Origin of the sequence: Sphingopyxis sp. (assembly GCF_025869345.1) — a bacterium.
GTDB lineage: Bacteria > Pseudomonadota > Alphaproteobacteria > Sphingomonadales > Sphingomonadaceae > Sphingopyxis.
The window spans coordinates 1-9556 of sequence record NZ_JAOZVW010000066.1 but is presented as its reverse complement, the minus strand read 5'-3'; the positions used below and the strand labels follow the sequence as shown (position 1 = coordinate 9556).

The window sequence follows — 9556 nt, the reverse complement described above, 5'->3', positions numbered from 1 at the left end:
CGGGAACCCAGAGCACGCGTCGGCTGACTCCACCCTGGGTTCCCGCTTTCGCGGGAATGACGAAGATGTGTTATCGAACCTCGTCTATGAGCCGCTAACGCCCCTTCCGTCCCCGTCTACGCCTCCACGAGCGCCTTATATTCCGCCTCGGCCAGAAACCGCTCGGCGTCGAGCGCGGCCATGCAGCCCATGCCCGCCGCCGTCACCGCCTGGCGATACACTTTGTCGGTCACGTCGCCCGCCGCGAACACGCCGGGGATCGCCGTCAGCGACGTGCCGGGCGTCACCAGCAGATAGCCATCGTCATCAAGCGGCAGCTTGCCCTTGAACAATTCGGTCGAGGGGCTGTGGCCGATCGCGACGAAGCCGCCGTCGGTCGGCTCGTGGCTCGCCTCGCCGGTCACCGTGTCGATCAGGTCGACCCCGATGAGGCCCGCCGTGCCTTCGCCGCCGACGAAGCGCTCGACCCGCTTGTTCCAGAGCACCTTGATCTTCGGATTCGCGTGCAGCCGGTCCTGCAATATCTTTTCGGCGCGCAGATGATCGCGGCGATGGATCAGCGTCACATCGTCGCTATGGTTGGTGAGGTAGAGCGCTTCCTCGACCGCGGTGTTGCCGCCGCCGATCACCACCACCTTCTTGCCGCGATAGAAGAATCCGTCGCAGGTCGCGCAGGCGGAGACGCCCTTGCCGCCCAGTTCCTGCTCGCCCGGAACGCCGAGCCACTTCGCCTGCGCGCCGGTCGCGATCACCAGCGTTTCGGCGAGATAGACGTCGCCGCCGTCGCCGGTCAGCTTGAACGGGCGCTGCGACAGATCGACGTCGACGATCGTGTCCCAGATCATGCTCGTGCCGACATGCGTCGCCTGCGCGGTCATCTGTTCCATCAGCCACGGCCCCTGGATCACCTCGGCGAAGCCGGGATAGTTTTCGACATCGGTGGTGATGGTGAGCTGCCCGCCGGGCTGGAGCCCCTGCACGACGATCGGCTGCATTCCCGCGCGCGCCGCGTAGATGGCGGCCGACAGGCCGGCGGGACCGGAGCCGAGGATGAGCATCTTGGTGTGGTGGGTGGCGGGCATGACGGTCTTTCTGATCCTGTGCGGGATCGCACAGATGGGTGTTGCCAACCGCGCTAGCAAGGCTCACCTTCGCCGCCAAGGGGAGTCGGAAAAATGGCGAGCTGGTGGGAACGTCATGGGGTGCCGCGGCTGATCAAATGCGCCTGTTCGCAGGGGCAGATCATGAAGGCGCGCAGCCGGGTCGTGCCGCACGCGGCGGGCGACGTGCTGGAACTCGGCTGCGGCGGCGGCATCAATATGGAATTTTACGATCCGATGCGGCTCGACAGCTTCACCGGGCTCGACCCCTCGCCCGAGCTGCTGGCGATGAGCCGCGCCGCGGCGGCGGCGCGCGGGATCGACGCCGATATCCAGGGCGGGGTCGGCGAGGCGATGCCGTTCGAGAGCGGGCGCTTCGATACCGTCGTCACCACCTTCACCCTCTGTTCGGTCGCCGATCAGGCCGCGGTGCTGGCTGAAATCCGCCGCGTGCTGAAACCCGGCGGCACCGCGCTCTTCCTCGAACATGGCGGCGCGCCCGACGCGGGGGTCGCCCGATGGCAGCGGCGGATCGAACCCCTATGGAAGCGCATCGGCGGCAATTGCCACCTGACCCGCCCGATCGGCGACGCCTATGAAAAGGCGGGCTTCGCGGTCGAGCGGCAGGGCGCGGCCTATATGCCCAAGACGCCCCGTCCCTTCGGCTGGATCGAATATGGCGCGGCGCACGCCGCGGCCTGACGAAAGGATGGCGCGATGACGCGAGTCTGGCTTGTCCTCTTCACCACGCTCTTCCTGCTCGCCCCGACGGGTGCCGAGGCGCGCAAGGTCGCGCTGATCATCGGCAACAGCGATTATGCGAACACCAGCCATCTCGTGAACCCGGCGAACGACATCAAGCTGGTCGCCGCGTCGGCGCGGAGCGCGGGATTCGACGACGTCACCGTCGCCGCAGACCTTGCGGTCAACGAGTTCCAGAAGGCGATGCGCGATTTTCGCGCCAAGGCCGAGGGCGCCGAGGTCGCGATGGTCTATTACGCCGGGCACGGGATCGAGGCGCAGGGAAAGAATTGGCTGATCCCGACCGACGCGCAGCTCAAGTCGGACCTCGACCTGCCCTATGAAGCGATCAACCTCGACCGGCTGATGGAGTCGGTCTCGGGGGCGCAGATTCGCATGGTGATCCTCGATTCGTGCCGCAACAATCCCTTCGGCCGCAGCTGGCGGTCGGGGACGCGCGCGGTGCAGACCGGGCTCGCGGGGGTCGAGGCCGACGACGTGCTCGTCATCTTCGCCGCCGCGCCGGGGCAGACCGCCGCCGACGGCAGCGGCGCCAATTCGCCCTTCGCGACCTCGCTCGCGAAACGCCTGCCGCAGCCCGACCTGCCGGTGCAATTGCTGGGCGGCGCGATCCGCGACGATGTGCTCGCGGCGACCGGCGGCCTCCAGCGCCCCTTCGTCAGCGCGAGCATCACCGGCACGCCCGTCTATCTCGTCCCGCGCCCCGGCGCCGCCAACCGCGCGGCGATGGAGGAATTGATGTGGAAGGGCGCGCTCGCCGAGGGCAGCATCGGCGCCTTCAAATCCTATCTCGCCGAATTTCCCGCGGGCAAATATGCGGCGCAGGCCAGCGATGGCGTCGCGCGGCTGACCAAAGACCCCAAAGCGCCCGCACCGGCGGCGATCGCCGCGGCGGTCCGGCCGGCCGGTCCCAAATATATCCTCTCGAACGTCCGCGTCGATTGCGTCAAGCTGACCGGGCGGCTGGGGCTCGGCCTGCCCGACCAGCTCTTCCTGCGCTTCAACACCGGCGAGCGCTTTCCCGAGGGCAAGAGCGAGATCTTCTCGATCAAGAAGGGCGAAAGCTGGGTCGTCGACAAGGCCTTTTCCTTCGACCAGCCGGTGAGTTTCCAGCTCCGCGAATTCGACGATATCGGCGGCAGCGACCATATCGGCACCGTCGACCTCGGCAGCGAACCGGGGACGTTCACCAAGACGCTGACGGGGGACGCGAGCGACTATCGGGTGACCTATACGCTGACGGTGGGGTGACGGCGGCCAGCGGCCGATACCAGCCGCCGCCTGGGGCATCCGCCGGTCCCGGCCTTGACGAGCCGGACCCCGTCGTCTCTACTTGTCGCGGGTCGAAAGGGGGAGGCATAGAGCTTTGGCGAACAAGGTAAATGCGCTGGAAGAACTGACGGTTGAGATCCGGACCGGGATGGTCGCGGGCAATCAGAACTGGTCGCAATCGAACGTCAATGTCCGCACGACCACCCACCATGACGGTGCGACAGGTCACGGCCGCAGCGACACGAATGTTTCAACGACCTCGACCGAACAGTTGCGGCTTTTCGTGTGCGATGACGACGGAAGCGAGTTCGAAATTCGAGCTCACAATGTCGGTTTCGGGTTCAGGGAAGGGCATCGGGTATCGGCGGTCTACATGGCTTCGACCCATGACAGCCACCGCAGCGATGGCGACAATCTGGTCGGGCTGATCAATCATTCAACCGGCAAGCATAGCCTGTTCGGCAATAGCGTGAGCAGGCGCGTCAACACGCCGATCAACCTGATCTGGTTGGTGACCGGGCTTGCAATGGTCATCGCCGGTCCCATTCTCGTCTTCAAATTGTGGACCGCCTATGGCCCTGGCGATGGCGACCTGGGCTGGCTTCTCGTAAAGGGGCTCGGCTCGCTCGTGATCGGCGTTTTCGGGGCACTTTTCCTTCATTCGCAGTTGACGGTAACGCTGGGGCCAAAGGGACCCACCCTCGAGGAAGCGGTTCTTGCTCGCCTCCGCGAGACGATCGCCGCGTCTATCGAACAGGAGAAGGGCCGCTTGCCGCCCGCCGCGGGGATGGCGCCCGCCGCCGAGTAATCCACGGTGACGTGACGACGGCGCAACTCTCTGAACGCGGCGCGTAGCAAGAATGAATCCGCCAAATTCGGATGCGCGGGAGCGACAACTGCCGACCGAAAAGCGACGCTCCTATCTTCGTCATTCCCGCGAAAGCGAGAACCCGGAGCGAGCATCGGCTGATCCCACACCGGGTTCCCGCTTTCGCGGGAATGACGAAGTGGAGGGAAGGGCCGTTCTCTCCCTCGAAGCGGACGTCATGTTGGGGCGGTCCCGGCTATTCCTGCTCCCCGATCTCGACCAGTCCATGCCCCACGCTCACCCGCTCGTCGAAGACGAAGCAGCTACCGTGCCAGCGGCTGTCCGCCTCCGGCACCTGTTCCAGATAGGCGAGGATGCCGCCCTTCAGGTGCACGACATCCTCGACGCCTTCGCTCCGCAGGAAAGCGGTCGATTTCTCGCAGCGGATGCCGCCGGTGCAGAACATCGCAACCCGCTTGCCGGCAAAGTCGGCGGCATGGCTGCGCCACCAATCGGGGAAGTCGCCAAAGCTTTTCGTCTGCGGGTCGATCGCACCGGCAAAGCTGCCATAGCCGACCTCGAAGCCGTTGCGCGTGTCGATCAGCACCGTGCCCGGATCGTCGACGAGCGCGTTCCAGTCGGCGGGGTCGACATAGGGCGCGGCCTCCCGCGCCGGGTCGAGCCCCTGCACCTTCATCGTCACGATTTCCGTCTTGAGCCGCACCTTGAGCCGCCGGAACGGCATCGCCGCGGCGGCCGAATATTTGACGTCGAGGTCCGCGCAATCGGGCAGCGCACGGATATGCCCGATCACCGCGGCGATGCCGTCCGCGCCGCCCGCGATGGTGCCGTTGATCCCCTCGCGGGCGAGAAGCAGCGTGCCCTTGACCCCTTCCGCCGCGCACAGGTCCAGCAAGCGCTGGCGCAGGGCGGCGGGATCGTCGAAGGACGCGAAACGATAGAGGGCGGCGACGGTAAAGGTCATGGCGGCGCCCCATAACCCCCTGTTGCCGTCATTGCGAGCGTAGCGAAGCAATGGCGAGGTTGTTACCGGAACGGATCGCCCCGCGCCGTCGCATAATGCGCCATCGCCATCGTCGTCCATTGCGCATTGACGCGGATGCAGGTGGGGAAGACGCTGGCGTCGGTCACCAGCACGTTGGTCGTGCCGTGGACGCGGCATTCGGGATCGACGACGCCGTGGCGCGGGTCCTCGTTGATCGCATTGCCGCCGTGCGGATGGCTGCTCGACAAGGTGACATCGTCGGCCTCCTCGATCGCGGCCTCGAAAAAGGCATCGACGTCCATGCCCGGGGTCACCACCTGCCCCTTGGTCAGCGCCGGATAGCATTCGAGCGCGCCCGCCGCGAAATGCACCTTGGTCAGCGTCGCCATCGCGCGGCGGAGCAGCGGCAGATCCTCGGCCTTGTCGAGCTGGAACTTGAGCTTGCCGTCCTTCACCCGTCCGCGCCGGTCGGCGGGAAACAGGATGCCCGCCGAATGGACGCGGCCGAAATTCTGCATCCGCGCCGCATGGTCGGCGAACCAGCCGGGCATCAGCGACGCCATCGCCATCGGCGGCTGAAAATGGCTTTCGAGCAGGAAATCGCCGCAATCGACATAGGTCGCCATCTGGTCCTCGTCCCACGCATCGCCGCCGGTGCCGGGCGGCATCAGCGCGACGACCGGCGAGGCGATGTTGAGCGACACCTGCCGCCCGGTGCCGTCGATGTCGCTGCGGCTGAGCAGCTTCGACGAAGCGATCGTGCCGCCGGCGACGATCACCCCGACGCGGGCGCGGACGAGCGCCTGCGACCCGTCGGGCAGGATCAGCTTCACCGCCTCGGCCTCGCGCCGCCCGTCGATCGCGGTCTGCCAGATGATGCGATCGGCCTTGGTGCCGGGCAGGATGCGCGCGCCATGATCGCGGCAGGCATCGGGCAGATAGGTCTGCGCCATCCCCAGCCGCCGCCCATAGGCGCAGCCCGTATTGCAATAGCCGCAATAGGCGCAGGCGGTCGGCGTGTGCGGCGGCCCGAAATTCTTCGCGAACCAGTCGGCGACGGCGCGCCGGTCCTTCGGGTCGGTCGAAGTCGCGGCATAGGCGTGCCAGCCGTTCAACAGGTGCGGGCCGTTGTGCCGCCCGCTGCGCGGCTCGATCGGCGCGATGCCGAGGCGGCGCTGGATCGCGTCATAGCTCCGGTGGAATGCCGCCGCGTCGATCGGCGCGCCGACGCGCGCCCATCTGGCGAACACGTCGACCGCGTCGGGGTGCGTCCGCCCCGCCTCGTTCACGCGCAGGCAGATGCCGTTGTTGATCGTCGACGACCCGCCGACGCAGCGGCCCTGAAACACCACGAAATCGCGGTTGGTCGAAGTTTGCAGCGCGCCGTGCTTGAACAGGTTCGCGACCATGTCGAGCTCGTGATGATTGATCCGCGGCGAGGGATAGAAGGGCCCGGCCTCGACGATCAGCACCTTATAGCCCTGCGCCGCGACCCCGTGCGCCGCGACCGCGCCGCCCGCGCCCGAACCGATGACGATCACGTCATATTCGTCCGCGAGCGTCGAAGCGTCGAGGATATGCGCGGGGTCGATTTCGCGCCCGTCAACGCGTGTGATCTCGATTTCGCCGGAACCGCGATGGCGATGCTTCGGCAGGGTGAAGCCGATCTGCCTGTGCACCGGGTTCGCGGCGTTGGCGTCCTGATCGCCCGGCATCCAATGGCCGTAATAACAGCCGTAGATGATGCCGCGCAGCCGCGCCATGTCCTGGAACAGGTCGATCTGGCTATTCTGGAGCCGGTTCCGGATTCGCCGCGCGCGTTCCCCGACATCGGCGAGCGCGAACAGCGGGCCGAGCACGATTTCGGTTGCGGTCAGCGACAGGCGGATCTCGTCGAGCTTCGTCCCGCCGACCTTGGCGAACAGGTCGCTGACGTTGGCGACGACCTGATCGGGCGTGATCTTCATCTCGGCGCCGTGGAACAGCGCCTCGGTCAGCGCCTTCAGGAATTTGAGCTGCCCGAAATTGAACGGTGCCGCCATCGCCATGCCCCCTGCCTGCCCTGTGGTCAGATGCCGGTTTATAGGGCGCGAAGGCAAGGCGTATTGTATCGAAGCGGCAGTTTGGGGGTGGAACAGTCCTTCCAACCTTCGTCATTCCCGCGAAAGCGGGAACCCAGCAGCGACGTCGGACTGGGTTCCCGCTTTCGCGGGAATGACGAAGTAATGGTATCGAACCTAGCCCCTTCGCGGTCGGTCGACGATTTCGTTACGCCGCTTTCTTCGCTTGCCGGAACTTGTGCAGCAGCGGTTCAGTATAGCCCGACGGCTGCGTCACCCCCTCGAAGATCAGCGCCCGCGCCGCCTGCCACGCAATCCCATCCGGCGTCAGCTTTTCGTAGAGCGGATCGCCCGCATTCTGCGCATCGACCTTCGCCGCCATGCGCGCCAGCGCGGCGTCGACCTGCGCTTCGGTGCAGACGCCGTGGAGCAGCCAGTTCGCCAGCGCCTGCGACGAAATGCGCAGCGTCGCGCGATCCTCCATCAGGCCGACGTCGTCGATGTCAGGCACCTTCGAGCAGCCGACGCCCTGGTCGATCCAGCGCACGACATAGCCCAATATGCCCTGACAATTATTGTCGAGTTCGCGCGTGACCTCGGCCTCGCTCCAGTTGCGTCCCGTGGCGACGGGGATGGCGAGCAGCCGGTCGAGCGCGGGCACCGCCTCGCCCGCGATCTCGCGCTGGCGGGCGAACACATCGACCATATGATAATGCAGCGCGTGGAGCGTCGCGGCGGTCGGCGACGGCACCCAGGCGGTGTTCGCGCCCGATTTCGGATGGCCGATCTTGGCGTCCAGCATCGCCTTCATCAGGTCGGGCATCGCCCACATGCCCTTGCCGATCTGCGCCTTGCCGCTGAGGCCGCAGGCCAGGCCAATGCGGACGTTGCGGTCCTCATAGGACGCGATCCAGTCCGACGCCTTCATCTCGCCCTTGGGGATCATCGGCCCGGCACGCATCGAGGTGTGGATTTCGTCGCCGGTGCGGTCGAGGAAGCCGGTGTTGATGAAGACGATGCGGTCCTTCACCGCCGCGATGCAGGCGGCGAGGTTGGCCGACGTGCGGCGCTCCTCGTCCATCACCCCGACCTTGACCGTGTGCCGCGCGAGACCGAGCATGTCCTCGACCGCGTCGAACAGCCGGTTCGTGAAGCCGCATTCCTCCGGCCCATGCTGCTTGGGCTTGACGATATAGACGCTGCCCGCGCGGCTGTTACGGAGGCTGCCGAGCCCCTTCAGGTCATGGACCGCGCAGAGGCTGGTGATCACCGCGTCGCACAGTCCTTCAGGCGCTTCGCTGCCGTCGGGAAGCCGGATCATCGGCGTCGTCATCAGATGGCCGACGTTGCGCACGAACAGCACGCTGCGGCCGTGCAGCGCGAAGGCCGTGCCGTCGGGGGCGGTCCAGTCGCGGTCGGCGGCCATGCGGCGCGTCATCGTCTTGCCGCCCTTGTCGAAACTCTCGACCAGATCGCCGCGCATCAGGCCGAGCCAGTTCGTATAGCCGAGCACCTTGTCCTCGCCATCGACCGCGGCAACGCTGTCCTCGAGGTCGATGATCGTCGTCAGCGCAGCTTCGACGATGACGTCGGCGATGCCCGCGGGGTCGGTCCGGCCGATCGCGCTGGCGGGATCGATCACCAGTTCGATGTGCAGGCCGTTGTGCTTCAGCAGGATGCCGCCGTCGCGCGTGCCGGCAAGCTGCGCCGGGTCGGCGAGCGCCAGCTCCCCGCCCTGCCAGTCGGCCCATTTGCCGCTGGCGAGCGGCACCGCTTCGTCGAGGAAAGCCTTCGCCCGCGCGATCACCGCCGCGCCGCGCTCGGCATCATAGCCGCCGGGCTTCGCGGGCGGTGCGTCGAGCGCGTCGGTGCCGTAGAAGGCGTCGTAGAGGCTGCCCCAGCGCGCATTGGCGGCGTTCAGGGCGAAGCGCGCGTTCAGAGCGGGGACGACGAGCTGCGGCCCCGCCATCGTCGCGATTTCGGGATCGACGTTCGCGGTGCCGACCGCGAACGGCGCGGGTTCGGCGACGAGATAGCCGGTCTCGCGCAGATACGCCTGATAGGCTTGCGCGTCGTGCGCTTGCCCTTCGCGCGCCTGGTGCCAGGCATCGATCTTCGCCTGCAAATCCTCGCGCTTCGCCAGCAAGGCGGCGTTCTCGGGCGCGAACTTGCCGAGCAGCGCGGCGAAATCGGCCCAGAAACGGTCGGCGTCGAGCCCCGTTCCCGGCAGCGCCCGGGTTTCGAGGAATTGGACCAGACGCGAATCGACGGAAAGGCCGTGGCGATCGAGGAAATCAGTCATGCAAACACCCTTTGGTCGGCGCGGACGCGCCAGTGGACCCGGGGAGGAAAGGGCCGCCGCCCTATGGCGCGAATGACCGGGCTTGGCAATGGGGCGGTGGATTGGATGGCGACGCCATGCCTTGAGCGACTTGACCATCCCCTATCGTCACCCCGGACTTGATCCGGGGTCCCGCTTTTAACCGTCGCTGAGCGGGACCCCGGATCAAGTGCGGGGTGACGAAGAAACAAAATACAGCACCCGATC

7 protein-coding genes are annotated in these 9556 nt (G+C 66.6%); 3 read left to right on the top strand and 4 right to left on the bottom strand.

Translation table 11 applies throughout. From position 1 onward, the window contains the following. Positions 1–116 precede the first annotated feature (116 nt). Positions 117–1082 (bottom strand): thioredoxin-disulfide reductase, encoded by a 966-nt coding sequence (gene trxB, locus OJI97_RS07325; protein ID WP_297662403.1) that lies wholly within the window; start codon positions 1080–1082, stop codon positions 117–119. A 93-nt stretch (positions 1083–1175) separates the two neighbouring features. Between trxB and OJI97_RS07320 the strand changes: the two genes are divergently transcribed. From OJI97_RS07320 to OJI97_RS07310, 3 genes are all read left to right on the top strand, one after another. Then, entirely contained in the window at positions 1176–1802 is a 627-nt protein-coding gene (locus tag OJI97_RS07320) for a class I SAM-dependent methyltransferase (RefSeq protein WP_297662402.1), read from the top strand. A gap of 15 nt (positions 1803–1817) precedes the next feature. After that, the gene (locus tag OJI97_RS07315; RefSeq protein ID WP_297662401.1) at positions 1818–3113 is read left to right on the top strand and encodes a caspase family protein; all 1296 of its coding nucleotides are present in this window, start codon (positions 1818–1820) and stop codon (positions 3111–3113) included. A gap of 82 nt (positions 3114–3195) precedes the next feature. Beyond that, on the top strand, positions 3196–3942 hold the full coding sequence (locus OJI97_RS07310; protein WP_297662400.1) for a hypothetical protein: 747 nt from the start codon (positions 3196–3198) through the stop codon (positions 3940–3942). Between the two features lie 256 nt (positions 3943–4198). Here the strand turns inward: OJI97_RS07310 and OJI97_RS07305 are convergent, their stop codons facing one another. From OJI97_RS07305 to OJI97_RS07295, 3 genes are all read right to left on the bottom strand, one after another. Beyond that, the gene (locus OJI97_RS07305; protein WP_367184756.1) at positions 4199–4927 is read right to left on the bottom strand and encodes a rhodanese-related sulfurtransferase; all 729 of its coding nucleotides are present in this window, start codon (positions 4925–4927) and stop codon (positions 4199–4201) included. A 62-nt stretch (positions 4928–4989) separates the two neighbouring features. Beyond that, positions 4990–6990, bottom strand: a complete 2001-nt coding sequence (locus OJI97_RS07300; RefSeq protein WP_297662399.1) for a GMC family oxidoreductase — start codon at positions 6988–6990, stop codon at positions 4990–4992. A 226-nt stretch (positions 6991–7216) separates the two neighbouring features. Continuing rightward, entirely contained in the window at positions 7217–9310 is a 2094-nt protein-coding gene (locus OJI97_RS07295; RefSeq protein WP_297662398.1) for a malate synthase G, read from the bottom strand. Positions 9311–9556: the final 246 nt, after the last annotated feature.

Excerpts from the sequence above, each read along its gene's own strand:
- trxB (WP_297662403.1), bottom strand. The coding sequence starts at position 1,082 with ATGCCCGCCACCCACCACACCAAGATGCTCATCCTCGGCTCCGGTCCC.
- OJI97_RS07320 (WP_297662402.1), top strand. The coding sequence starts at position 1,176 with ATGGCGAGCTGGTGGGAACGTCATGGGGTGCCGCGGCTGATCAAATGC.
- OJI97_RS07315 (WP_297662401.1), top strand. The coding sequence starts at position 1,818 with ATGACGCGAGTCTGGCTTGTCCTCTTCACCACGCTCTTCCTGCTCGCC.
- OJI97_RS07305 (WP_367184756.1), bottom strand. The coding sequence starts at position 4,927 with ATGACCTTTACCGTCGCCGCCCTCTATCGTTTCGCGTCCTTCGACGAT.
- OJI97_RS07300 (WP_297662399.1), bottom strand. The coding sequence starts at position 6,990 with ATGGCGGCACCGTTCAATTTCGGGCAGCTCAAATTCCTGAAGGCGCTG.
- OJI97_RS07295 (WP_297662398.1), bottom strand. The coding sequence starts at position 9,310 with ATGACTGATTTCCTCGATCGCCACGGCCTTTCCGTCGATTCGCGTCTG.